Here is a 24,699-nt window from a genome sequence, read left to right as displayed (position 1 = left end):
TTTGTAGACGCAGCCCCATGCCTTGCCCAGGGGCTGGACGCGGCTGCGTTTTCGTGAAAATCCAGCGGCCAAATGATCATCGCCAGAACACTGAACGAACTCGAAGCCGCGCGCGCTGGGCTGGGGCCGCTTGGCCTGGCCCCCACCATGGGGGCGCTGCATGCCGGGCATCTCGCCCTCCTCGCCGCCGCGCGGGCGCAAGGGCTCGCCCCCGCGGCGAGTATCTTCGTCAATCCCACCCAGTTCGGCCCCAATGAGGATTTCAGCCGGTACCCGCGCGACGAGGCCGGCGACCTCGCCAAGCTGGAGGCGGCGGGCTGCGCCCTGGTGTGGATGCCCGCCGTCGCGGAGATGTACCCGCCGGGCGGGGCCACCGTGGTCCATATGGATGGCCCGGCGCGGTTATGGGAGGGGCCGGTCCGGCCCGGCCATTTCGACGGGGTGGCGACAGTGGTGGCCAAGCTCCTGGGACAGGTGCGCCCGGCGGCGGCGTTTTTTGGCGAAAAGGATTGGCAGCAATTACAGGTGGTGCGGCGGATGACCGCCGATCTGCATCTGCCGGTGCGGATCGAGCCGGTGCCCACGGTGCGCGAGGCGGATGGGCTCGCCATGTCTTCGCGCAACCGTTACCTCTCCCCGGAGGAACGCGCGACGGCCCCCGGATTTTACGCGGCGTTGCGCGAGGTGGCGGCGGACCTTGCCGCCGGCGCCCCGGTGGAGGCGACGCTGGCGGCGGCGCGGGACCGGCTCATCGCGCAGGGGATGCTGCCCGATTATCTCGCCTTGGTGCAGGCGGAAACCCTGGAGCCGCTCGCGGTATTGCAAGCCCCGGCGCGGCTGCTCGCCGCCGCGCGGCTCGGCCCGGTGCGGCTGCTCGATAATCTCGGCGTCCCCGGCTGAGCCTCAGCCCTCCTGGCGGTAATTCGGCGCCTCGCGGGTGATCGCCACGTCGTGCACATGGCTCTCCCGCAGCCCCGCCCCGGTGATGCGGCGGAATTTGGCGCCGGTCTGCAAGGCGGGGATATCGGCGCTGCCGGTATAGCCCATGCCGGCGCGCAGCCCGCCGACCAGCTGGTGCACCACCACCGCCATCGGCCCCTTATAGGCCACCCGGCCCTCGATACCCTCCGGCACCAGCTTCAGCTTGTCCTTGATTTCCTGTTGAAAATAGCGGTCCGCCGAGCCGCGCGCCATGGCCCCCAGCGAACCCATGCCGCGATAGGATTTATAGGAGCGGCCCTGATAGAGAAACACCTCGCCCGGCGCCTCGTCCGTTCCCGCCAGCATCGAGCCGACCATCACCGCGTCCGCCCCGGCGGCCAGCGCCTTCACCAAATCGCCCGAGGCGCGGATGCCGCCATCGGCAATGGCGGGCACCCCGGCGGCATGGCAGATGGCGGCGGTTTCCATGACGGCGGAGAATTGCGGCACGCCCACCCCGGCCACGACCCGCGTGGTGCAGATGGAGCCGGGGCCGATACCGATTTTCACGGCGTCCGCGCCGGCATCGATCAACGCCCGCGCGCCCTCGGGCGTCGCCACATTGCCGGCGATGACCTGCACGGCGTTGGAAAGCTGCTTCACCCGCGCCACCGTCCGCAGCACACCCTCGGAATGGCCATGGGCGGTATCCACCACCACCACATCCACCCCCGCCGCGATCAGCGCCTCCGCGCGCTCCGCCCCATCCTTGCCAACGCCAGTGGCCGCCGCCACCCGCAGCCGCCCCAGCTCGTCCTTATTCGCGAGGGGATGGGCCTCGGCCTTGTCCATATCCTTCACCGTCATCAGCCCGATGCAGCGGAAAGTGTCATCCACCACCAGCAGCTTCTCCAGCCGGCGCTTATGCAGCAGGGCGCGCGCCTCCTCCGGCGAGACGCCCGCCGTGACCACGGCCAGATTCTCGCGCGTCATCAGCTCATGGACCTTGGTGTCGGGGTCGGTCGCGAAGCGCATGTCCCGGTGGGTGAGGATGCCGACCAGCTTGCCGTCCCGCTCCACCACGGGAAAGCCCGATATATTATGCTGGGCCATCAGAGCGCGGGCGTCGGCCAGGGTCTGATCCGGAAAAATGGTGAGAGGGTTCACCACCATGCCGCTCTCGAATTTCTTGACCCGGCGGACCTGGGCGGCCTGCTCGGCTATGGTGAAATTCTTGTGAATGACGCCGATGCCGCCCTGCTGGGCCATGGCGATGGCCATCTCCGCCTCGGTCACCGTATCCATGGCGGCGGAGATGAGGGGGATGTTGAGGGAAATCTCGCGGGTGAGGCGGGTCGCGGTCTTCACGCCTCCCGGCAGCACCTCGGAATAGCCCGGCACGAGCAGCACATCGTCAAAGGCCAGCGCCTCGGTGATGCGCCGTGAAAATTCCTGCCTGTCCGCGATGTCCGATGCCATGGCCCGCTCATAATTTGAAATCTTGGCGGCTCCCAATAACCATCGCCCGCCATGGGCGCAAGCAGGATGAAAGTCATGGCCGGGCGGCGCGGGCGACGATTTCCTCATGGGGGCGGGAAAAATTTTCCCGCAGACCATCTGTCACCGCCAGCCAGGCGAGGCGCAAAAACCGCCCGCGCTCCTGGTAATGGCGGCTTTGCAGCAGCCAGCGCGCCAGCAGCGCCGGCAGAATGAAATAAAAATACCGGCCCGCGTAGCGGCGGAAAAACGGCATGTCGTTGCGGATGACGTAATAGGCCTTCCAGAGCGGGGCATAGACGCGCGGCCCCGCCACCGGCGTCCGGCAATCATGGACGAACCGCACAGAGGGGGCGAAAAGCAGCTTATGGCCACGTTGGGTCAGGGTCAGGGTATAGATCGAATCATCGCGGTAGATGAACAGCCCTTCCCAGGGCAGGCCCAGACCGCCGCGGACCAGGGCGCAGCGTATGAACAGCCCGACAAAGGAGGAAAAGCCGATCTCGACCGGCTCCCGCCGCTGGTAAATGGCATAATCCATTCCCGCGGCGCTGACATTCCGCTTGAGCAGATGCGCCGCGATCCGCCGCAGGCTGAGGGCGGGGGCGCCGGGGCGGTTCATCGGGCAGATGCGACCATCCGGGAAATAGACCGCCGCCGCCACCCCGCCCACGTCTTTGCCCAGGTTGAGCGCCGCGAAGCGCTCCAGCGCGTCCGGGGCCGGGTAGGCGTCGTCATCGTAGCAGACCAGCCATTCCGCTCCGGTTGCCGCCGCCGCCGCGAAACCGCGCGCGAAGCCGCCCGCGCCGCCCGCATTCTCGGGCTCTGACAGGATGACGAGCCGGGGATCAGCGAGAGCGGCGAGATAGGCGGCGGTGCCGTCGGTGGAGGCATTGTCCACCACCACCACCCGAGAGAAGGGCAAGGCCAGCGTCCGGGCCAGCGTCTGCCTCAGTTTTTCCAGCCGGTTATGGGTGACGATCACCGCCGCGACGCGCGGCGCGGGCCGCTCATTCAAACTCACGTCAACGGATCGATGCAAAACGCCGGCATGGGTTCATCCTTTTCCCGGGCCAGGGCGAAGCGGTCCGCGCTCGCCAGCGCCTCGCCAATGGTGATGTGCATGTCGAGATAGCGATAAGTGCCGAGCCGGCCGATAAAGGTGACGTTCGGCTCCGCTTTCGCCTTCGCAACGTACCGCTCCAGCAGGGCTTTGTCGTTAACCAGGCGGATCGGATAATAGGGTGTATCCTCCGGCCCGCAGAACCGGCTGTGCTCCCGGTAGATCACGCTCTGTTCCTGCTCTTCCCAGGGCGCGAAATGCTTGTGCTCGGCGATGCGGGTCCAGGGCACGGATTCGTCGCAATAATTGATGACCGGGTTTCCTTGGTAATCACCCTTCTCGCGCAGCACCTCGAAATCTAAAGTGCGATAGCCGAGCCGCCCCTCGGCGTGGCCGAACCAGGCATCGATCGGGCCGCTATAAAACACATGTCCGTAATCCCGCGCCATCTCGCGGTTGAAGCGGGCGGGCATGTGCAGGGTGACGCCGGGATGATCCAGGATGCGCTCGACGATATAGCTGTAGCCGTGACGGGGTATGCCCTGATATTTGCTGGCATAATAATTATCATCGTAATTAAAGCGCACCGGCAGGCGCTTGAGGATGCTGGCGGGAAGTTCCGCCGGCTCCATGCCCCATTGCTTGCGGGTATAGCCCCGAAAGAAGGTCTCATAGATCTCCCGGCCCACGAAACGCAGCGCCTGCTCCTCGAAGCTGCGCGGCTCGGTGATGCTCTGATCCGCCAGCTTAGTGACGAAGTCCCGCGCCTCCTGGGGCGAGAATTGCCGGCCAAAAAGCTGGTTGATCGTCATCAGATTGACCGGCAGCGAATAGACACCGCCCCGCGCATGCGCCTTGACGCGGTTCACGAAGGGCATGAACTCGTCAAAACGGCGGATATAGGCCCAGACCCGCTCATCGCTGGTATGGAAAATATGCGGCCCATACACATGGACCAAGACCCCGGTTTGGCGGTCGCGCTCGGTGTGGCAATTGCCCGCCACGTGCGGTCTCGTCTCGAACACATCAACGCGATGCCCGCGCTCCGCCAATTCCCTGGCGATGACCGCGCCGGAAAACCCCGCGCCCGCAATGGCTATTTTTTTCATCGTTCCGTTCACTCTGATTCCCAGGCCGATACGGCGGAGCCGTTCATCTACAATTTCCGAAATAAATCAAACCGGCCGGAAACCGGTGGCCACTACATACATCTCTTTCGAATCCTTGCGGCTGGCCGGCGGCTTGGCGTGGCGCACCTGGCGAAAACGCTGTTTCAGCGTGGTCAGCATCTCCCGCTCGGCGCCGCCCTGGAACAATTTGGCCACAAAAGCGCCGCCCGGCGCCAGGATATCGCAGGCGAAGGCGAGCGCCGTCTCGGCCAAGGCCATGATGCGCAGATGGTCGGTGGCCACGTGGCCGGAGGTGTTGGGGGCCATGTCGGAGAGGACAATATCCGCCTGCCCCCCCAGCAGCGCCACGAGCCGGGCCTCCATGCCCTCCGCCATGAAATCGGCTTCGATGAAGTCAGCCCCCGGTACCGGCTCAATGGGCAGCAGGTCGATTCCCGCCACGCGGGCGGCGCCGCGCGCCAGCGCCACCTGGCTCCAGCCGCCGGGGGCGGCGCCTAGATCCACCACCCGCGCCCCCTTGCGGATGAGCTCGAATTTATCATCCAGCTCGATGAGCTTGAAAGCCGCGCGCGAGCGCCAGCCCTGCGCCTTGGCCGCCGCCACGTAGGGATCGTTGAGCTGCCTTTGCAGCCAGCGCTGCGAGGAGACGGAAAGGCGCCGCGCGTTTTTCAGCCGCACCGCCTCACGGCGTGGCGGCAATCTCGAGGACCCTCCGTTCATGCCTGAAAACGGGATCTGGTCTGGGGCGGCCCGCCGCGCATCAGGCGCATCAATATACCCTCGCGCAGGCCCCTATCGGCCACCACCAATTGCTGTGCCTGCCATAATTCATGGATGGCGGCGAAGATGGCGCAGCCGGGCAGAACGAATTCCACGCGCTCCTGGCCGATGCAAGGGTGACGGGAGAGTCCCTCCCGCCCCAACGCCCAGGCCTCCGCCAAGGCCGCGTCCACGGCCTGGCGGCTGAGCGAAACGCCATCCACCACGCCGCGCCGATAACGCTCGAGCTTCAACGAGACCCCGGCCAGGGTGGTGACGGTGCCGGAAGTGCCGACCATCATCACCCCGCCCTGACGGATTTCCTCGCCGATGCGATGCACCGCCTCGAAGGGGCGCAACAAAGTGATGACATCCTGCATCAGGCGCGCGAACCCTTCCGCCTGGTAGCAGGAGCCCGCGCAACGCTCGGACAGGGTGACCACCCCCACCGGCAAGGAAAGATAGCCGATGAGCTCCGGGCGCGGTCCGCCATCGAGCCGTACCCAGGCGATCTCGGTCGAGCCGCCGCCGATATCGAACAACAGGGCCCGCCGCCCGGCCCGGCGCAGGAGCGAGGCGCAGCTTTCCACCGCCAGCTCCGCTTCCTCGCGCGGGTTGATGATCTCCAGCGGCAGCCCCGTCGTCTCCCGCACGCGGCGCACAAATTCCTCGCCGTTTTCCGCCTGCCGGCACGCCTCGGTGGCGATGGCGCGCAGGCGGATGGGCGCGTTCGCCTCGTCTCCCCGCCACCGCCGCGCCCGCTCGGCGCACAGGGCGAGCGAGACGAGCGCCCGCTCCATGGCCACGGAGGAGAGCCGGCCAGTCTCGTACAGCCCCTCGCCCAGCCGTACGACGCGGGAAAAACTGTCGAGAACGGTGAAACCCTGGCCGGAGGGCGTGCCGATCAGCATTCGGCAATTATTGGTGCCAAGATCGATTCCTCCAAAAACGGCGCGGCGGCGCGGGCGCCGGTGGAGCACCGGCGGCAGGGGCTGCGCGAAGGAGGATTGGCTGGCCATGACCTATTTATTCGCGGATTGCCGCGGCGGGGCAAGGCGCAAACACGCCGGCAGCGCCGCGGATACGATATTTTTATGACAAAACCCCGGCCTTCGGCGCTTGCCGCCCGCCGCCAGCGATGCTAGAGGCCCGCCACCCGCGAATTGGGGGATAGTTTAGCGGTAGAACTCCCGGCTCTGACCCGGGCAGCCTTGGTTCGAATCCAGGTCCCCCAGCCAAACCGGCTTAACGGCGCTTTTTCAGTGGCAAAGATGCCCAAAGGATTAGCCCAAATGGCGGCGGAGCGCTTCCAGCGCCTCCAGAGTCTCGCCCAACAGGCGCCGCAACCGGGTCACCTCTTCCTCCATTTCAATATCCGGAGCGGGAAACTCCACCCGCACGGGGGGAGGCGGCGCGGGAGGCTGGCTCTCGCTCACGGGCGGGGGGGAGTCAACCCGCGCTTCCGGTTGTTCCGGCCCCGGCGCGGATGTTTCCAGTCCGGCACGCCCCGCCGCCGCGCCTTCCCCCGGCACTGGCGGAATCAGAAATTCTTGAGTGGAAGGCGCGGCCTCGCTGACCGCCGAGGCCAGCCCGCTGCCGCTATCACGTAACAGGCGCTGGACGCCTTTTATTGTATATCCTTGAGTATAAAGCAAATCTGCGACGCGGCGCAGCAGCGCCACATCCTCCGGACGGTAATAGCGCCGGCCGCCGCCGCGCTTCAGCGGCCGGACTTGCGGAAATTTACTTTCCCAAAACCGCAGCACATGCTGAGGCACGTGCAGTTCATCGGCGACCTCGGAAATCGTCCGGAACGCATCGGCCGCTTTACGGATGCGTGGCCGCCCGGTCTCGTCCCCAGCGCCGGAAGCCAGCCCTTCCAACTCCGGATTATAGTCTTCGTCCACCATGCAATCCTTCGTTCATGTCAGGCCTTGGCCGGGGCGTGGGCCGGACCGGCATTCACCGCATCCTTCAAAATTTGGCTAGGGCGGAAAACGAGCACCCGCCGAGGCAAAATGGGAACCTCGATGCCGGTCTTTGGGTTGCGGCCGACCCGTCTGCCCTTTTGCCTTACAGAAAATGTTCCGAACCCGCTGATTTTAACTGAATTTCCTGCTTCAAGGGCAGAGGCGATGCGGTTGAGGACGTGTTCCAGCAAATCGGCCGATTCATGCCGCGACAGGCCAACGCTGGCATAGATCGCCTCGGTAAGCTGCGCGCGCGTCAATGTATTCATTGCCACATGATTAGGCATGAAGGATTTTAGGGTCAACAACTTAACGGGCCGATTCGCGGTGAAATCGATGTCTTGACCCGCGATTCTCTGATTCTAAACGCTTTCCGGCTTATGCCGTCAGCCTCAAAGCCGCAGCAGCGCTGAGCCCCAGGTGAGGCCGCCCCCCAGCGCCTCCAACAGCAGCAACTTGCCCGGCGCGGCGCGGCCATCCGCGACCGCGCTCGCCAAGGCGAGGGGAATTGAGGCGGCGGAGGTATTGGCGTGGCGGTCCACCGTCACCACCACCCGTTCCGGCGGCAGGCCGAGTTTTTTTCCCACCCCGTCGATGATGCGCCGGTTGGCCTGGTGCGGCACCAAAAGGTCGATATCGGCTGGGGAGAGGCTGTTAGCGGCCAAGGCCTCGTTCACCGCCCCGGCGAGGAGCGTGACCGCGTGGCGAAACACCTCCCGCCCTTGCATGACGAGATGGCCAGGGTGATCCTTCCGCCCCACCGCGCCATCCACGTACAAAATCTCCGCCAGCCGCCCATCGGCGTGCAGATGGGTGGAGAGCAGACCGGGGCCGGTCCTGGGCACCTCTTTCGCCTCCAGCAATACCGCTCCCGCCCCATCCCCGAACAATACGCAGGTGCCGCGATCAGCGAAATTGAGGATGCGCGAATAAACCTCGGTGCCGATGACCAGCACGGATTTTACCTGCCCGGCGCGCAGCATCGCATCCGCCACCGAAAGCGCATAGACGAAGCCCGAGCAGGCGGCGGAAAGATCGAAGCCGAAGGCGTTGAACGCCACCAGCGCCGCCTGGATATGCACCGCCGTCGAGGGAAAGGCCTGATCCGGCGTCGAGGTGGCGACGATGATAGCCCCCAGCGCCTCCGGGGCGAGACCGGCCTCAGTGAGCGCGGCGCGCCCGGCCTCGGCCCCCATGAAGGCGGCGGTCTCGTGCGGGGCGGCGAAATGGCGCTGCCGGATGCCGGTGCGCTCGACGATCCATTCATCGGAGGTGTCGATCCGCTTGGCCATCTCCGCGTTGGTAACCACGCGCGCGGGAAGATAGGTGCCAAGGCCGGTCAGCACGGCCCGGGTAAGACGCTGGGTTTCAGCCATTGGTCTGGATCACCGCCTCGCCGGAAAGAAGGGCCTGGTCCATCGCCGCGAGCGCCTCGGCGATATAGGTGTTGAAATCATTGGCGAGCATGTCCATGGCCACCTCCACCGCATGGGCAAAACCCAGCGCGTCCGTGCCGCCATGGGATTTCACCACCACGCCGTTCAGCCCCAACAGCACCGCGCCATTATAACGGTTGGGGTCCAGCGTCTCGCGCAGCCGCCGCAGCGCCCCGCGCGCGAAGAGATAGCCGAGCTTGGCGAAGGGACCAGCACTAAAGACCTGGCGAAGCAGATCGGCCATCATCTTAAGCGCGCCCTCGCCGGTCTTGAGCGCGACATTACCCGTGAATCCGTCGGTTACAACCACATCCACGGTGCCGGCGGCGATGTCGTGACCCTCGACGAAACCGTAAAATTGCTTGGCGGCCGGGCTCGCCCGCAACATGGCGGCGGCGGCGCGCAGCGTGTCGTCGCCCTTGCCTTCCTCGGAGCCGATATTGAGCAGGCCGAAACTGGGCGCGGGCAGGCCGAGCACGGTGCGGGCGAAGGCGATGCCCATCAGGGCGAATTCGACAAGGTTGCGCGCGTCATAGACCACGTTCAGGCCGAGATCGAGCATCACCACATCCCCTTTCAGGCAAGGGACGGTGGCGGCCATGGCGGGGCGATCCAGCCCCTTCAATGTTTTAAGGACGATTTTGGAAAGCGCCAGCAGCGCCCCGGTATTGCCGGCGGAGACGACGCCTTGCGCCTCGCCCGCCACCACCGCGTCTATGGCGCGGCGCATCGAGGAATCGCGCAGCCGCAGCCCCACTGTGGGTTTCATGTCGCCGGTGATGATTTCGGCGCAATGCCGCAGCTCATACCGCCCGGCGAGCCGCCGCGAGGCGCCCAACAGGGGCGCGAGCCGGGCCTCATCCCCGAATATGAGAAAAAAAGCTTGCGGCTGGCGCTCCGCGGCAATGTCCAGACCGGCGATAATCGCGTCCGGAGCGTGGTCGCCTCCCATGGCATCCACCGCCAGTGTACGGCTCTGGCTCATTTTACCCCTGTTCCGGGTGGTTCACTGGCGGCGCCGCGCGAGAGAGGCTCAGACGCGAACGACGCCCTTGGCTTCCTTGCCGGCGCCAACGACCTCGCGCCCGTCATAATGGCCGCAATGGACGCAGACATGGTGCGGGCGCTTCAGCTCGCCGCAATTGGAGCATTCCGCGTGAGCCTGGGCGGTGAGCGCCTGGTGGCTCCGGCGCATGCCCGCTCGCGACGGGGAAGTTTTCTTCTTGGGAACAGCCATGATACAACGCCTTATGGAAACGGTCTGACAGATGGAAGGCGCCGCGTAGCAGAGCCCGACGCGCGCCGCAAGTCATGGCTGTTCCCCGTGGCTTCGGCTCATTCGGGCGGGCGCCGCCGGGCGGCCAGCGCGGCGAAGGGGTGCGCGCCCAGGTCCGTGGCCTCCTCCGGCAATTGCGCGCCCGGCTTGCGAGGATACGGGTCGAGGGCGAGCGCCAATTCCTCGGCCAGGGCGGCGCCCAGATCTATGAACTCCCCCGCATAGGGAATTTCATCCGGCGCATCGAGGGCATCGGGGGTCATCTCCTCCTCATCCGCGGCGGCCTCCGGCGCCGCCGCCGGCACGAAGCGAAGCTCGGCCTGGGTGCTAATCTCCGCCTCGAACGGGTCCAGCGTCACCACGCAGATCTGGGTCACGCACGCCTCCAGGGCGAGCGCCGCGGCAAGGACGCCGCCATGCTCGTGCCGCAGCCGGAATTGTCCTTCCAGGCGGGAGATGGCGGGCAGGCCGAAACGCGCGGCCAAAGCGGCGCGCTCCCCGGCATTGGCGGTGACGACATGATCTTGCGGCTGCTCCTTGACGGAGGCGGCGCGGACGAGATGACTCAATTCTTCCTGCATCCATGCAATATAGAGGGACCTCATTGACAGGAAAGCCCCTGCCGTGAGACGCAACCGGACGATAATCGCCCCAAAACGAGGATCACCGCGTGCGCCCGCTCAAGCTGTCCCGTAGCCTGCTCCTCTTTGCCATGCTGGGTCTGCCCGGCTGCGCCATCTTCTCCGATTCACCGCATTATCGCGGCATCGCGCTCTCCGACAACGATCTCAAGCAGCTCACCCCCGGCGTGTCCCAGCAGGCGGATGTGCAGGCGCTGCTCGGCCCGCCCACCTTCGTTGAGCAGTTCGACTCGAATAACTGGGTCTACGTCGCGCAAATCACTAAGATGCGCATCGCCAATACCGAGGGCCTGAAAAAACAAAGCGTGGTGGTCGTCACCTTTAACAATGACGGCAGTTTCAAATCCGTCACGCGCCGCTCTCTCTCCCAGGCATTGCCCGTGGAGATGGATGGCAAGACCACGCCGGTGCCCGGCGGTAATGCCAGCCTGATCCAGCAGATCATTGGCGGCGTCGGCAGCTACAACCCGCTGGGCGCGGCCTCCGACACCTCCGGCAATTACGGCTCGGGCGCGCTGGGCAGCAGCCCGGCGGGCAGCTTCGGCAGTTCGAGCTTCTAAGATGCGCCGGCGTCCCTTGCTTCTGGCCGGGGCCGCCGCTTGGGCGGTGACCCCGGCGGGCCTGCGCGCGCAGACGCAGCCCGCCGGGCCGCAAGCCCCGGCGCTGGATGACAGGCCCGGGCCCGGCTTTTCCCGCCTGGTCATCGCCCGCTGGGGAGACATGCTCCAGCCAGACGCCCCGCCCTTTCAGCCCAACGCGCTGACCATTGACCAGGCGAACACCCAGTTTGCCTATGATATGTCCATCGCGGCGCTGATCACGCCGCCCCCCGCCCAGGACGGTATCGCCCGGCTGGTGATGGTGCTGGCCAACCCCACCGCTCCGGCGCGCATGCTGTTTCCGGATGGGGCGGACAACCCCGCCGTGGCGGGACGCGAGCAGGGTGTCACCATCGCCGATCTCGAATATCTCTCCGGGCGCTGGGTGACGGCGGTGGGCGGCTACCAGACCCGCCGCCTCGCTGATGACGCCTTCTGCCAGTTCTCGGGCCCCGCCGCCGGACCGCTGGGGGGCACAGCGCTGGGCCTGGTGGCGGTGCAGGGCGGCGGGGTCGCGCCCTGGGGCAATATTCTCCTGGCCGAGGGCGACGCCACTCCTTGGCTCTCCCGTTTGGCGGGGCTCGGCCTCGGCTATGAAGACCCCACCCATGCCGCGCGTTACGGCTGGGTGGTGGAGCTCGACGCGTTGAACCCTTTATTCATTCCCATCAAGCGGACCGGGCTCGGCCGTCTGGCCCGGGCCGGACTTCTGGCGACCGCCGCCCGGGACGGACGGCCAGTGGTTTTCTTCACCCAGGACGATCCGGCGGGCCTGCTGTTCCGTTTTGTCGCGGCCGCCAATACCGGCGATGGCACCGCCCTGGATACGGGCACGCTCGCCGTGGCCACGCTGAATACGGACGGCATCGACTGGGTGGATCTACCCAACGATCTGGCCTCGCTGGTCGGGCTGGCGGGGGCGGCGGCCAATGCCGGGGGCGAGCGCTTCGACGCGCCGGGCGGGCTGGCGCTCAGCCAGGATGGCATGACGCTTTATCTCGCCTGCGGCGGCAACCCGGCACGCGGCGTGGCCGACGCGCTCAACCCGCGCGCCGGAAACGATGATGGCCACATCGTCCAGTTCACCCTGCCCGGCGGCGATGCCAGCGCCCGCCATTTTCCCGCCAGCCTGGCGCTGGTGGCGGGCGACCCGGCCAGCGCGCCTGGCACCCGATACGGTCCGGGCAGCCAGGCCTGGCTGCGCAAGCCGCGCAGCCTGGCGGTGGACCCGGCCGGCAATCTCTGGATCGGCACCGATCAGCGCGGCCAGACCACGCGGACCGCCGACGGGTATTTCATCATGCAGGCGGCAGGGCCGGCGCGCGGGGCGGTGGCCTGTGCCTATCTCGCGCCGGTGGGTGCGGCGGCGGGCGGGGCGGCCTTCGATGCCAATACCAAAACCGCCTTCGGTTCCATACGCCATCCTGGCGCCACGCCGGAGGCGAGCTTCGTCCAGCCAGCGACGCGCTGGCCCACGCTAGACCCCGCCATGCCGCCCCAATCCACCATCATCGGTCTCGTCATCCAGTGATCCGGGTAGTGCGGGCGGTTCCCGGTTCGGCTGAACTGGCGGCTTGTCTCAAGCTTCGCTTCGCGGTGTTCGTGGCCGAGCAGGGCGTGCCCGCGGATCAAGAGCTGGACGCGCTGGACGAGACCGCGCTGCATGTGCTGGCGTTGCATGGAGATGACGCCGTGGGCACCGCCCGCGCCGTGGAAAAAGCGCCGGGAGTTTGGAAAATCGGGCGGGTCGCGGTGGCGGCGCCCTGGCGGCGGCGCGGGATCGGAAAGAGTCTCATGCGGGGCATCGAGGCCGAAACCCAGGGCCGCGTTTTTCTCCTCGACGCCCAGACCCACGCGATCGGCTTTTATGAAACCCTGGGTTATGCCGCGGAAGGGCCGGAATTTCTCGACGCGGGCATCCCGCACCGGCTCATGCGCAAGGATGCATCAGCGCGTTGAGCTTTTCCCGCTCCGGCGCCTGCAAAGGCCGGGAGCGTTTATCGCTATCCAGAAACACCAGCACGCCTTCCGCCGTGGCGACCAGCTTTTCTCCCTGGAACAGAGCCTGGTAGGTCCGCAAGGAGCTGGTTCCCACCCGCATCACCGAGGTGCCGATTTCCACCCGCCCCGGCCAGAAAATTTCGGCGCGGAAATCCACCTCCAGCCGGACGATGACGAAGCTGCCGCCCTGCTTGCGCCAATCCGGGCCGAACACGTGATCGAGAAATTCGCACCGCCCGCTTTCCAGAAAGGTCGCGAAGACCGCGTTGTTGACATGCCCCTGGCGGTCCGTGTCCCCGTAGCGCACCTTGTCATAGGTTTTGAACGTGAAATCCGCGAGTTTAGGGTCGGGCCTGCTGTCCTTCATGTCGTCTCCGGGATGGTTTTGCCAGGGTTGAAAAGGCCGTCCGGGTCAAACGCCCGCTTGATGGCGCGCATCATCGCCAGTTCGACCGGCGATTTATGCGCAGCCATGGCGGAGAGGCGCAACTGGCCGATGCCGTGCTCCGCCGAGAAGCTGCCATGCATCTGCACCGCCAGCGCCTCGATATCGGCGCTGATTTCCGCCTTGATGCTGCCGATTTCCGCCAATCCCCGCCCCTGGGGCGGCAGGACATTCACATGCAGATTGCCGTCGCCGACATGGCCGAAAATATTGAGCCGGAACCCCGGATATTTTCTCGCCACCAGCGCCTCCACCGCCGCGATCGTCTCCGGCAGGCGGCTGAGCGGCACGGCGATGTCATGTTTCACCGCCCCGCCCGCGCGCAGCTCACCTTCTGAAATCGCCTCGCGCAGGGCGATGAGATCCAGCCGCTCGCGCTCGGACTGGGCGATGACGGCCTCCCCCACCCTGCCCTGCGCCAATTCCCCGGCCAGCACCGCCTCCAATATCTCGCCGGGCTCGCGCCCGCCCGCCAGAGCTGAAATTTCCACCAGCAGATAGGCCGGGGCGGCGAAGGGCAGGCGCGCGCCCGGCAGTTGGGCGGCGCCGAGCGCCAGGGCCGTGCCGGAGCAGAACTCGCACATGGTCAGGCTTGGTCCGGCGGCGTGACGCAGAGTGGCGAAAACCTCCAGCCCCGCCGCCAATGTGGTAATGCCCGCCAGCGCCGCCGCCCGGGCGGCAATGGGCGGGTAGAGCCTCAGCGTGGCGGCGGTGATGAGGCCGAGCGTGCCCTCCGCGCCGATGAAAAGCTGTTTGAGGTCGTAGCCGGTATTGTCCTTGCGCAAGGCGGAGAGGCCATGCCAGATCGCGCCATCCGCCAGGACCACCTCCAGCCCCAGCACCTGCGCGCGCATATTGCCATAGGAGAGCACCTGCAAGCCGCCCGCATTGGTGGAAATGACCCCGCCGATCTCCGCCGTACCCTCAGCGCCCAGGCTCACCGGAAAAAAGCGCCCGGCCCGCGCGGCCTCCCCCTGCAATTCCGCCAGGGTCAGCCCGGCCTCGACGGTGATCGTGTCGCCCGCCGGGTCGATGCCACGCACCGCCCGCAGGCGGGAGAACGAGATGATGACCTGATCCCCGCCCGGCGCCGGCACGCCTCCGGCGACGAGGCTGGTATTGCCGCCTTGCGGCACGATGCGCGCGCCATGCGCGGCGCAGAGCTTCACCGCGGCGGCGATCTGCTCCGGGGAACGGGGCAGCAGCACGGCCAGGGCCGGATTATTGACCAGCCCGCGCCAATCGCGCTCATAAGGGGCGCGCTCCGCCGCGCTGGTCAGCACCGCCTCCGCCCCTAGGGCGTCGCGCAGCCCGGCGGTCAGGGCCGTCATGGCGAGGTCAAAAATCCAAATCCGCGTAATGGGGCGGCGAGGCCATGCCGCTGATGCGGTCGGAGAGGATGGCGCGGAAACACGGGCGCGATTTGATGCGCGCATACCAGTCCTTGGCCGGGGGCGAGACGGACCAATCCACATCGCCCATGAAATCGAGGGTGGAGAGCATGGCGGCGGCGGCGAAATCCGCGAAGGACAGGGCGGAACCCGCCAGCCAGCGGCGATGCTCGGCCAGCCAGCCGATATAGAGCAGATGCTGTTTCAAATTCGCATAGCCCGCGCGCAAGGCGTTGGCATCCGGCGCGCCCAGCTTGAGCAGTGGTTTGAGATGCTTCTCCCAATAGAGATTGCGCACCACCTCGTCATAGAATTTCTCATCGAACCAGGCGATGAGCCGCCGCGTTTCCACCCGCTCCGGCTGTGAGCGGCTGAGCAGCGAGGTGTCGGGATAGGATTCCTCCAGATATTCGCAAATCACCCGCGAATCCGGCACGACGAGGCCGTTATCCTCCACCAGGGTCGGCACGGTGCAGGCGGGGTTGAGTTCCAGATAGCTGGGCTGGCGCTCCCATACCTTCTCCACCCGCAACTCGAAGGGCAGGCGTTTTTCCGCGAGCACCATCCGCACCTTGCGCGAGAAGGGAGAGAGCGGGAGATGGTAGAGGATTCGCATGGCCCGTTTTATGCCACCGCGTGAATTTCACCAAAAGAGGCCGCCCGCGCGGGCGGCCTCTTTTGGTCAGGCGCGCGCCGCCTCGCTTTCATCGCTCAGCCCGGCGGGCAGATATTTCACGTATTCCGTGGGGACCACTTGCCAGAAATGCGCCGCCTCGCGCCCCCAATCATTCAGCAAGGTGGCGGCGTAGCGGCTCTCCGTTTCCGCGACATGGCGGGCGATGAGGGTTTTCAGCACATTTTCCCAATAGGCGGAGTCGAGGCGCTGCCAATGCAGCGTCTCCGGATTCAGCCGTTTCTCGAAGAGGCGTGCGCGGTCGTAAACGAATGCCATGCCGCCGGTGAAACCCGCGCCGAAATTATCACCCACCCCGCCGAGTATGACCACCGTGCCCCCGGTCATGTACTCGCAGGCATTGGAGCCCGCGCCCTCGACCACGGCGGTGGCGCCGGAATTGCGCACGGCGAAACGCTCGCCCGCCCGGCCCGCCGCGAACAGCGCCCCGGAGGTGGCGCCGTAGAGCACCGTGTTGCCGATGATGGTGTTCTCATTGGTCTTGAGCCGGGAGGACGGGCCGGTGCGCACCACGATGGTGCCGCCGGACAGCCCCTTGCCGACGTAATCATTGGCATCGCCCAGCACCTCGAGCTTCAGCCCGTTCACCGCGAAGGCGCCCAGCGATTGTCCGGCGGAGCCGCGCAGGCGCACCGTGACATGGTCGGGCTGGAGCTTGACCTTGCGGTAGCGGGCGACGATCTGCGAACTGAATTTGGTGCCGATGGCGCGGTGGGTGTTGCGGATATTATATTGCAACTGCATCCGCTCGCCATTTTGGAAGAAGGGCGCGGCGTCCTCGATCATCTGCGCGTCCAGCGTCTCTGGCACCTCGTTGCGGCCCTGCCGGGTGCAATGCCGGGCATAGGGCCCCGGATCGGCCTGGGCCAGAATGGGGTTGAGGTCGAGATCGTCCAGATATTCCGCTCCGCGCGAGACCTGATGCAGCAGATCGGTGCGGCCGATCACCTCCTCCAGCTTGCGAAAGCCGAGCGAGGCGAGAATTTCGCGCACCTCCTCCGCCACGAAGGAGAATAGATTGATGACCTTCTCGGGCGTGCCCTCGAATTTCTCCCGCAGCTTGTCATCCTGGGTGCAAATGCCCACCGGGCAGGTGTTGGAATGGCATTGCCGGACCATGATGCAGCCCATGGCGACGAGCGAGGCCGTGCCGATGCCGAATTCCTCCGCCCCCAGCATGGCGGCGATCACCACGTCCCGCCCGGTCTTGATGCCGCCATCGGTGCGCAGCACCACCTGGTGGCGCAGCCGGTTGAGCATCAGCACCTGGTGCGCCTCGGACAGCCCCATCTCCCAGGGCAGCCCGGCATATTTCACCGAGGATTGCGGCGAGGCCCCGGTGCCGCCGACATGGCCAGAGACGAGAATCGCATCCGCCTTGGCCTTGGCGACCCCCGCCGCGATGGTGCCGATGCCCGAGCGCGCCACCAGCTTCACGCAGACCGTGGCGCGCGGATTGATCTGCTTGAGATCATAGATGAGCTGGGCGAGATCCTCGATGGAATAGATGTCGTGATGCGGCGGCGGCGAGATGAGGGTGACGCCGGGCGTGGCGTGCCGCAGCCGGGCGATCAGTTCCGTTACTTTGAAGCCGGGCAATTGCCCGCCCTCGCCGGGCTTGGCGCCCTGGGCGACCTTGATCTCGATCTCATTGCAATCATTGAGATATTCCGCCGTGACGCCGAACCGCCCAGAGGCGATCTGCTTGATGGCGGAGGAGGCGTTGTCGCCGTTCGGGCGCGGCTCGGCGCGGGCGGGGTCCTCTCCGCCTTCCCCGGAATCAGAACGCGCGCCGATGCGGTTCATGGCGATGGAAAGCGTCTCATGCGCCTCGGGGCTGAGGGCGCCAAGCGAGATGCCGGGAGCGAGCAGCCGCTTGCGGATAGAGGTGATGCTCTCGACCTCGTCCACCGAGATGGGGGTGAGACCGTCCTTGCGGAAATCGAGCAGGTCGCGCAGCGCGATGGGCCGCTGGCGGCGCACCGTCTCCGAATATTTGCGGAAAATCCGGTAGGAGCCGGTGGCCACCGCGCTTTGCAGCAGATGGACCGCGTTGTCGTCGAAGGCATGCGCCTCGCCGGTGCGGCGCAGCCGGTACAGCCCGCCGACATCCAAAGGCACGATATTGCCGCTCCACGCGTTGGCGTGCAGTTCCAGCACTTTATGGGCGATGCCGGGCAGGCCGATACCCGAGATGCGGGAGGGCATGCCGGGAAAGAACTCGCCGACCAGCGCGCGGGACAGCCCCACCGCCTCGAAATTATAGCCGCCGCGATAGGAGGAAATGACGGAGATGCCGAGCTTCGACATCACCTTGAGCAACCCCTTATCCACTGCCTTCTTGTAGCGGGCGACGCAATCCTTGAGCGAGAGCGCGCCGAAGAGACCGCGCGCATGGCGGTCAGCGATGCATTCCTGCGCGAGATAGGCGTTCACGGTCGTCGCCCCCACCCCCACCAGCACCGCGAAATAATGCACGTCCAGGCACTCGGCGGAGCGGACGTTGAGCGAGGTGAAGGTGCGCAGGGATTGGCGGACGAGATGGGTATGCACCGCGCCGGTAGCGAGAATCATCGGTATGGGGGCGCGTTCCGGGCTCATCGCCTCATCGGTGAGGATGACGTGGGTGCAGCCGGCGCGCACCCCCTCCTCCGCCTCGCGGCGGATGCGCTCGATGGCCCGGCGCAACCCGCCCTCCCCATTCGCCACCTTAAAGGTGGCGTCCACCACGCAGGCGGAAGCACCCATGGTACGGCGCATCGCCTCGAACTCCGCCGTGGAGAGCACGGGCGATTCGAGCTGGAGCAGGTCGCATTGCTCCTCATTCTCGTCCAGAACGTTGCCGAGATTACCGAGCCGGGTTTTGAGCGACATCACCCGCGTCTCGCGCAGGGAATCGATGGCCGGGTTGGTGACCTGGCTGAAGCTCTGGCGGAAATAGTGATGCAGGCCGCGATAGCGGCCCGAGAGCACGGCGAGCGGCGCGTCGTCGCCCATGGAGCCGACCGCCTCCTGGGCGCTCTCCACCATGGGATGCAATATCAGCTCCATATCCTCGAGCGAGAAGCCGACCGCGAGCTGGCGCCGCCGCAGTCCCTCCCCGTCCAGCCGCACCGGCTCCGGCGCGTCGGTCTTGACGATATGGTCGATGACCGTGATCCGCTTCACCCAGGCGGCAAAGTCCTGGCGGGCGGCCAGCATGTCCTTGACCTCGCCGTCATGATAGAATTTTGCCTCGTCGAGATCGACGGCGATGGTCTGGCCAGGGCCGACCGCGCCCTTCTCGACGATGTTCTCCTCGTCCAGCTTGACCATGCCGGTCTCGGAGCCGACGATCAGCATCTGATTGCGGGTGATGGAATAGCGCAGGGGCCGCAGACCATTGCGGTCCAGCCCGGCGATGACGAAGCGGCCATCGGTGGCGGCCACGGCGGCCGGGCCATCCCACGGCTCCATCACCGCGTTGCAGTAGGCGAACAGGTTCCGGTGCGCCAGCGGCATGGTGGCGTCCGCCCCCAAAGCGGGCGGGATCATCAGCGTCTTTGCCATCGGCGCGTCGCGCCCGGCGCGCACCAGCAGCTCGAACACATTGTCCAGCGCCGCCGTGTCCGAGCCGCCGGACTGCACCACCGGCTTTACATAGTCGAGAAATTCATCCAGCCCCTCGGCGGCCAGCCGCGTTTCGTGGCTCTTCATCCAGTTGACGTTGCCGGCGAGGGTGTTGATCTCGCCATTATGGGCGAGCATCCGGAAGGGCTGGGCCAGCCTCCAGGTGGGGAAGGTGTTGGTGGAATAACGCTGATGATAGATGGCGAAGCGCGAGATGAAGCGCTCGTCCAGAAGATCCGGATAGAACCGGGTCAGGCTTTCCGCCAGGAACATGCCTTTATAGACGATCGAGCGGCAAGAGAGCGAGCAGATATAAAGCTCATCGACCTGCGCCTCGATCGCCGCCTTCTCGATCTTGCGGCGGATGATGTAGAGTTCGCGCTCGAAATCCTCATCTGGAATGCCGCGCGCGTTCCACAGCATGATCTGTTCAATCTCGGGGCGGGTGGCGTTGGCCTTCTCGCCGATGCACTCGACATTGATCGGCACCTGACGCCAGCCATAGATGCGGTAGCCGAAATTGAGAATCTCGGCCTCGACGATCTGGCGGCAGCGTTCCTGCGCGCCGAGATCGGTTTTGGGCAGAAACACCATCCCCACCGCGATCGCCCCCTCGCGCAGGCGGTCGCCGCCGCGCTTGATCTCGGCGGCGAAGAAATCCTGGGGAATTTCGATATGGATGCCAGCGCCGTCACCCGTCTTGCCGTCCGCATCCACCGCGCCCCGGTGCCAGACCGCCTTCAGCGCGTCGATGCCGGCCTGGACGATGTCGCGACGGCGCTGGCCATCCAGCGCGGCGACCAGCCCCACCCCGCAAGCGTCGTGCTCTTGGCCGGGATGATAGGTCTGGCGCAGCGCGGCGGTGTTGGCCTGCCAGGCGGCGAGGAATTGCGGAGCTGTCTCGGGAATTGCGTGGGACATGGCGGTTACTCCGCGGCCCGCGCCGGGCGGGCGGCTTGCAGATGGCGATGGATGGCGGCGGCGGCGTCGCGCCCGTCACGGATGGCCCAGACCACCAGCGAGGCGCCGCGCACGATATCCCCGGCGGCGAACACGCCGGGCAGCGAAGTCTCAAAGTTGCGCGGATGCACCTTGAGCGTGCCCCAGCCGGTCAGGTCCAGCCCTGGCACGCCGAAGGCGGCGGGCAGATCCTCCGGGTCGAAGCCCAGCGCCTTGATGACGAGATCGGCCTTGACCGTGAAGGAGGACTCCGCCAGCGGTTCCACCGATTGGCGGCCCGAGGCGTCGGGCAAACCGAGATGCATGCGCACCGCGCGCACGCCGGTGACATGCTCATCGCCCAGAAACGCCTCCGGCGCCGCGAGCCAGAGGAAATTGACGCCTTCCTCCTCGGCATTCTTCACCTCGCGCAGCGAGCCCGGCATGTTCTGGCGGTCGCGCCGGTAAAGGCAGGTAACGGATTTAGCGTCCTGGCGGATGGCGGTGCGGACGCAATCCATGGCGGTATCGCCACCGCCGATCACCACCACATCCTTGCCCGCCGCGGTCAGCAGCGCCGCCTCGCGCTCCGGCACCACATCGCCCAACCCCTTGCGGTTGGCGGTGACGAGAAAATCGAGCGCCTTGACGATGCCAGGCAGGCCGGAGCCGGGGCCGCCGATCTCGCGGGCTTTATAGACGCCCGTGGCGATCAGCACCGCGTCATGCGTCTCGCGCAGCGCGGTGAAAGGCAGAGCGCCACCGATATCCGCGTTGAGGACGAATTTGATGCCGCCTTCCTCCAGCCAGCGCCAGCGGCGCAGCACGATCTCCTTCTCCAGCTTGAAACCGGGAATACCGTAGATTAGTAGCCCGCCGACGCGGTCATGCCGGTCATAGACGGTAACCTGGTAACCCTGGGCCCGCAGCCGTTCCGCCGCCGCCAGCCCCGCCGGCCCCGCGCCGATGACCGCCACGCTCTCGGCCCGCTCCACCGGAGCGGTGATAGGCTTTACCCAGCCATTCTCGAAGGCGGTATCCGTGATGTAGCGCTCCACCGCGCCAATGGTGACGGATTCGAACCCTTTTTCGATGACGCAATTACCTTCACAAAGCCGGTCCTGTGGACAGATGCGCCCACAAATCTCAGGAAATGTGTTGGTTGCGGAGGAAATTTCATATGCTTCCTCAAGCCGGTTCTCGGCGGTGAGCTTCAACCAGTCCGGAATATTATTCGAAAGCGGACAATGAACCGAGCAGAAAGGAATGCCGCATTGCGAACAGCGGCTGGCCTGGGCCGAGGCTGTCGCTGGGTCAAAATCCGCGTAAATCTCGGCAAAATCTTCCCGGCGATCCGCAGCGGGACGCTTTTTGGGCATTTTCTGCGGCAAATGGACAAATTTCAGCATGCGCTCGGCCATTTTTGCCTCACTAAAGATGAAAAACGCGGCGCCACTGCCGCGTTTGGGATCGCCCGTGCTTCTTAACCGAAGTTTTAGGGAAACGCCAAGGTTTTTTCTTGATTATGTCTGAAGCATTGTCGTTTTTTAGGGTAAACCCCTCGACGGCCTACATGACGCCGCGATTTTTTTTAAAAAAAGGACCTGTATGTTTACTATTCAATAAAAACAGCGCCGACATCATGGCTTTTAGCCCGATAACAAACGAGGTAATCGGGCAGAATGAGATCCAGCGGCGTGGGAGTGACGCCCAGCTCGGCTAGGCCCGGCATGCCGGGCGAGACGACATTATCCCGGGCGAGCATGGCGATCTGGTCTTGAGTGAGGTTGATCCCGGGCAGGCAGGCGAGCAGCCGGGCGAACGCGACGGGCATATCCCAAATGGCCGAATCGCGGCAGATCGTCTCCAGCATCTGACGCATCAGGGCTTTGAAGCTTTTCTGTTCCGGCCCGCCCAGCTCGAAGAGCCCGCCGGCGGCGGAATCGAGCGCCGTCATCACCGCGTCGGCCACATCGGCCACGTAAACGGGTTGCAGTTTCGTCTTGCCATGAACAATAGGCAGCACTGGCGAGACCATCGCCAGCGCCGCGAAGCGGTTGAAAAACCGGTCCTCTCGCCCGAACATGATGGAGGGACGCAAAATCACGGCCTGGGGATGGGCGGCACGCACCGCCGCCTCGCCCTCGCCCTTGCTTTTGGCGTAGGCCGAGGCAGCCGCCGGGTCCGCGCCCAGGGCGGAAATATGGGCCAGCTTTGCCCCCGCCGCATGGGAGAGCCGCGCCACCCGGGCCGCGCCCTCCACATGGGTGCGGTTGAATTCCCCCCGCCGGGAGGGCTTGAGAATGTCGGCAAGGTTGACGACGATCTCCGCTCCCGCCACCGCCCGCGCGCACGCCGCTTCCTGTTCCACCGGGGCGAAAAGCGGCACGATCTGACCCACCACCCCCATGGGCCGGAGAAATTTGGCGGCTTCCGTATCCCGCACCGCCGCGCGCACGATATAGCCGCGCGCGACTAGGCGCTGGGTGACATAGCGGCCCAGGAACCCCGAGGCTCCAAACACCGTGGCGATCTTGCGCTCAGAAAACATGCGATGCCCCTTCCTGCTCCCCTCGGTATGTAAGCCGGGGGAAAAAGCCGCTCAAGTCATGTTGACGCCAGGGCGAGGGAAAGCTAAACGCCGCTCCCACGATGCTCCGGCATTGAAAATGGTCTGGCCCAGGTGGCGGAATTGGTAGACGCACTAGCTTCAGGTGCTAGCGCTCGCAAGGGCGTGGAGGTTCGAGTCCTCTCCTGGGCACCATTTCTCATCCATATAGGACATTTATTTGAGCGGTATCGAGCTTCATAAGCATGACCTTCCGGACGGGCTTGATCTTGGCCCGCTCGTCGCCGTCGATACCGAAACGATGGGGCTCAACCCTCACCGGGACCGGTTATGCCTGGTGCAGCTTTCAGCGGGGGATGGCACGGCCCATCTCGTGCAGATCATTCCCGCGGCGCAGGGCGGGCGGGGCGCGGATTGCCCCAACCTCAAGCGCCTGCTGGCCGATCCCGGTGTGACCAAGCTGTTCCATTTCGCCCGTTTCGACATCGCCGCGCTTCAGCAAGGGCTGGGCGTGCTCACCCAGCCGGTCATCTGCACCAAGATCGCCTCCAAGCTGGTCCGTACCTACACGGACCGCCACGGATTAAAGGATTTATGCCGGGATCTCGCCGGCGTAGAAATTTCCAAGCAGCAACAGACCAGCGATTGGGGCGCCGCCGAACTGACGCCGGACCAGCTCACCTATGCCGCCTCGGATGTGCTCTATCTTCACCGCATCTGGGAGAAGCTGAGATCGCTGCTCATCCGCGAGAACCGGCTGGACATCGCCGAGGCCGCTTATGGGTTTCTCCCCGCGCGCGCGAGGCTGGATCTGCTTGGCTATGAGGAGCCGGACCTCTTCGCGCATTGAGGGTCCCTGCCCTGGCCGTTACACAGGGTTGCGCATCTCATGTTGACCGGCAACGCGCTGCTGGCCCATAGTTGTAAGCCGCATGAGGCAAGCCATGAAGAGATATGAAAACGGGACAATGCCGGAGCACAGGGGGGCCATGGACCCGGCTGCCCTGCTATCGCCTTATTTCTCCCTCATAATTGAGCCATGAATTTCATGCTTTCGACATGCGTGGCCGCTGGGTGGACCGCATCATGAACCACATTCACCGCATGCCCCCCCGCCGCTCGGTTCTCGATGAGATTCAGCGTCAGCGGCAGGGGAAAATGACAGGCGATCTGGCCAAACGCAGCCTTAAAATCGCTCTGCTTAAACGGTCCTTACCCGCCGCGGCGCTGGCCTTGCTGGCGGCGCTGGCGCTCGCGCCATCCTGGCGGGCCGGGCCAGCCAAATACCGCGTCACCTATCATATGGCGCCGCAGAAGGATGATGCGGCCTCGCGCATGCAGGGCGCGACCTATCATGGCCGGGACGCGCAGGGGCAGCCTTATACCGTGACCGCGAGCAGCGCTATCCAGCAAGACAGCAATAATGTGCTGCTCACCGCGCCGCAGGGGGATCTAACCCTGAAATCTGGCGCCTGGCTCTCCCTCAAATCCGCTGCGGGGGATTACCACCAGCAAAACGGCAAGCTCGACCTCAGTGGCGGGACCACCCTTTATCGCAATGATGGCACGGTGATGACCTCGCCCAGCGCGGTCATCGATATGCGGGCGGGCACCGCCTCGGGCTCCGCTCCCGTTCAGGTCACCGGCCCCTTCGGCACGTTGCAGGCGCAGAACGGCTTTACCATATCCGACCATGGCCATCAGGTTACATTTCACGGTCCGGCAACGCTGACCCTTACCCAGGTTCAATGAGAAAACT

Annotated in this window: 23 protein-coding genes and 2 tRNA genes; 8 read left to right on the top strand and 17 right to left on the bottom strand. The window is 65.5% G+C overall.

From position 1 onward, the window contains the following. Positions 1-72: 72 nt before the first annotated feature. Positions 73-900: a pantoate--beta-alanine ligase gene (panC, locus tag M7H45_RS06080; RefSeq protein ID WP_298215357.1), complete on the top strand. Its 828-nt coding sequence runs from the start codon at positions 73-75 to the stop codon at positions 898-900. 3 nt (positions 901-903) lie between these two features. Here panC and guaB read toward each other — a convergent pair whose 3' ends face one another. The 5 genes from guaB to M7H45_RS06055 form a co-directional block, all read right to left on the bottom strand. Further along, entirely contained in the window at positions 904-2,400 is a 1,497-nt protein-coding gene (gene guaB / locus M7H45_RS06075) for an IMP dehydrogenase (RefSeq protein ID WP_298215356.1), read from the bottom strand. A 73-nt stretch (positions 2,401-2,473) separates the two neighbouring features. Then, positions 2,474-3,442: a glycosyltransferase gene (locus M7H45_RS06070; RefSeq protein WP_298215355.1), complete on the bottom strand. Its 969-nt coding sequence runs from the start codon at positions 3,440-3,442 to the stop codon at positions 2,474-2,476. Beyond that, positions 3,439-4,590 (bottom strand): UDP-galactopyranose mutase, encoded by a 1,152-nt coding sequence (locus tag M7H45_RS06065; protein WP_298215354.1) that lies wholly within the window; start codon positions 4,588-4,590, stop codon positions 3,439-3,441. The genes M7H45_RS06070 and M7H45_RS06065 overlap by 4 nt, the downstream gene beginning before the upstream one ends. Before the next feature lie 66 nt (positions 4,591-4,656). Then, positions 4,657-5,331 carry an RlmE family RNA methyltransferase gene (locus tag M7H45_RS06060; protein WP_298215353.1) on the bottom strand — a complete coding sequence of 225 codons (675 nt, stop codon included), beginning with the start codon at positions 5,329-5,331 and terminating at the stop codon, positions 4,657-4,659. After that, a complete protein-coding gene (locus M7H45_RS06055; RefSeq protein ID WP_298215352.1) occupies positions 5,328-6,389 on the bottom strand; it encodes a Ppx/GppA phosphatase family protein in 1,062 nt (353 codons plus the stop codon). The genes M7H45_RS06060 and M7H45_RS06055 overlap by 4 nt, the downstream gene beginning before the upstream one ends. Positions 6,390-6,534: 145 nt before the next feature. On the opposite strand from M7H45_RS06055, the gene M7H45_RS06050 reads away from it, so the two are divergent. Next, positions 6,535-6,608: transfer RNA gene (locus tag M7H45_RS06050), tRNA-Gln, on the top strand. Positions 6,609-6,653: 45 nt separating this feature from the next. Here the strand turns inward: M7H45_RS06050 and M7H45_RS06045 are convergent. The 6 genes from M7H45_RS06045 to M7H45_RS06020 form a co-directional block, all read right to left on the bottom strand. Next, on the bottom strand, positions 6,654-7,280 hold the full coding sequence (locus M7H45_RS06045; protein ID WP_298215351.1) for a MerR family transcriptional regulator: 627 nt from the start codon (positions 7,278-7,280) through the stop codon (positions 6,654-6,656). Positions 7,281-7,297: 17 nt separating this feature from the next. After that, positions 7,298-7,627, bottom strand: coding sequence for an integration host factor subunit alpha (locus tag M7H45_RS06040; RefSeq protein ID WP_298215350.1), 330 nt, complete (start codon positions 7,625-7,627; stop codon positions 7,298-7,300). A 105-nt stretch (positions 7,628-7,732) separates the two neighbouring features. Continuing rightward, complete coding sequence (locus tag M7H45_RS06035; RefSeq protein WP_298215349.1) at positions 7,733-8,716, bottom strand: beta-ketoacyl-ACP synthase III; 984 nt, start codon at positions 8,714-8,716, stop codon at positions 7,733-7,735. Continuing rightward, entirely contained in the window at positions 8,709-9,761 is a 1,053-nt protein-coding gene (plsX, locus tag M7H45_RS06030; RefSeq protein ID WP_298215348.1) for a phosphate acyltransferase PlsX, read from the bottom strand. Before plsX ends, M7H45_RS06035 begins: the two co-directional genes overlap by 8 nt. 48 nt (positions 9,762-9,809) lie before the next feature. Beyond that, on the bottom strand, positions 9,810-10,013 hold the full coding sequence (rpmF, locus tag M7H45_RS06025; protein WP_298215347.1) for a 50S ribosomal protein L32: 204 nt from the start codon (positions 10,011-10,013) through the stop codon (positions 9,810-9,812). 98 nt (positions 10,014-10,111) lie between these two features. Next, complete coding sequence (locus M7H45_RS06020; protein ID WP_298215346.1) at positions 10,112-10,657, bottom strand: YceD family protein; 546 nt, start codon at positions 10,655-10,657, stop codon at positions 10,112-10,114. A gap of 65 nt (positions 10,658-10,722) precedes the next feature. Here M7H45_RS06020 and M7H45_RS06015 point away from each other — a divergent pair, with 65 nt between their 5' ends. From M7H45_RS06015 to M7H45_RS06005, 3 genes are read left to right on the top strand one after another with little or no spacing between them, the layout of a single operon-like run. Continuing rightward, entirely contained in the window at positions 10,723-11,253 is a 531-nt protein-coding gene (locus tag M7H45_RS06015) for an outer membrane protein assembly factor BamE (RefSeq protein ID WP_298215345.1), read from the top strand. Between the two features lies 1 nt (position 11,254). Continuing rightward, a complete protein-coding gene (locus M7H45_RS06010) occupies positions 11,255-12,823 on the top strand; it encodes a PhoX family phosphatase (RefSeq protein WP_298215344.1) in 1,569 nt (522 codons plus the stop codon). Between the two features lie 8 nt (positions 12,824-12,831). Then, positions 12,832-13,251 carry a GNAT family N-acetyltransferase gene (locus M7H45_RS06005; RefSeq protein ID WP_298215343.1) on the top strand — a complete coding sequence of 140 codons (420 nt, stop codon included), beginning with the start codon at positions 12,832-12,834 and terminating at the stop codon, positions 13,249-13,251. Here M7H45_RS06005 and M7H45_RS06000 read toward each other — a convergent pair. The 6 genes from M7H45_RS06000 to M7H45_RS05975 form a co-directional block, all read right to left on the bottom strand. Beyond that, on the bottom strand, positions 13,223-13,660 hold the full coding sequence (locus M7H45_RS06000; RefSeq protein WP_298215342.1) for a thioesterase family protein: 438 nt from the start codon (positions 13,658-13,660) through the stop codon (positions 13,223-13,225). The two genes, M7H45_RS06005 and M7H45_RS06000, sit on opposite strands and share 29 nt — an antisense overlap. Beyond that, positions 13,657-15,069, bottom strand: coding sequence for an FAD-binding oxidoreductase (locus M7H45_RS05995; protein ID WP_298215341.1), 1,413 nt, complete (start codon positions 15,067-15,069; stop codon positions 13,657-13,659). Before M7H45_RS05995 ends, M7H45_RS06000 begins: the two co-directional genes overlap by 4 nt. Positions 15,070-15,076: 7 nt before the next feature. After that, entirely contained in the window at positions 15,077-15,745 is a 669-nt protein-coding gene (locus M7H45_RS05990) for a glutathione S-transferase family protein (protein WP_298215340.1), read from the bottom strand. Between the two features lie 66 nt (positions 15,746-15,811). Next, positions 15,812-20,353: a glutamate synthase large subunit gene (gene gltB, locus M7H45_RS05985; protein ID WP_298215339.1), complete on the bottom strand. Its 4,542-nt coding sequence runs from the start codon at positions 20,351-20,353 to the stop codon at positions 15,812-15,814. Between the two features lie 5 nt (positions 20,354-20,358). Next, positions 20,359-21,792, bottom strand: coding sequence for an NAD(P)-dependent oxidoreductase (locus M7H45_RS05980; protein WP_298215338.1), 1,434 nt, complete (start codon positions 21,790-21,792; stop codon positions 20,359-20,361). Positions 21,793-21,986: 194 nt separating this feature from the next. Next, entirely contained in the window at positions 21,987-22,922 is a 936-nt protein-coding gene (locus M7H45_RS05975) for a complex I NDUFA9 subunit family protein (protein ID WP_298215337.1), read from the bottom strand. A 126-nt stretch (positions 22,923-23,048) separates the two neighbouring features. Here M7H45_RS05975 and M7H45_RS05970 point away from each other — a divergent pair. The 3 genes from M7H45_RS05970 to lptC all read left to right on the top strand — a co-directional run bounded on the left by M7H45_RS05970 (position 23,049) and on the right by lptC (position 24,692). Further along, a tRNA-Leu gene (locus M7H45_RS05970) sits at positions 23,049-23,135 on the top strand. A 25-nt stretch (positions 23,136-23,160) separates the two neighbouring features. Then, a complete protein-coding gene (locus M7H45_RS05965) occupies positions 23,161-23,790 on the top strand; it encodes a ribonuclease D (protein ID WP_408832563.1) in 630 nt (209 codons plus the stop codon). Positions 23,791-23,999: 209 nt separating this feature from the next. Next, positions 24,000-24,692 carry an LPS export ABC transporter periplasmic protein LptC gene (gene lptC / locus M7H45_RS05960; protein WP_298215336.1) on the top strand — a complete coding sequence of 231 codons (693 nt, stop codon included), beginning with the start codon at positions 24,000-24,002 and terminating at the stop codon, positions 24,690-24,692. The last annotated feature ends 7 nt before the right edge of the window (positions 24,693-24,699 follow it).

Origin of the sequence: Acidocella sp., assembly GCF_027352905.1 — a bacterium.
In the GTDB taxonomy this organism is placed as follows: Bacteria; Pseudomonadota; Alphaproteobacteria; order Acetobacterales; family Acetobacteraceae; genus Acidocella.
This window is presented reverse-complemented; position numbering and strand designations above follow the sequence as displayed.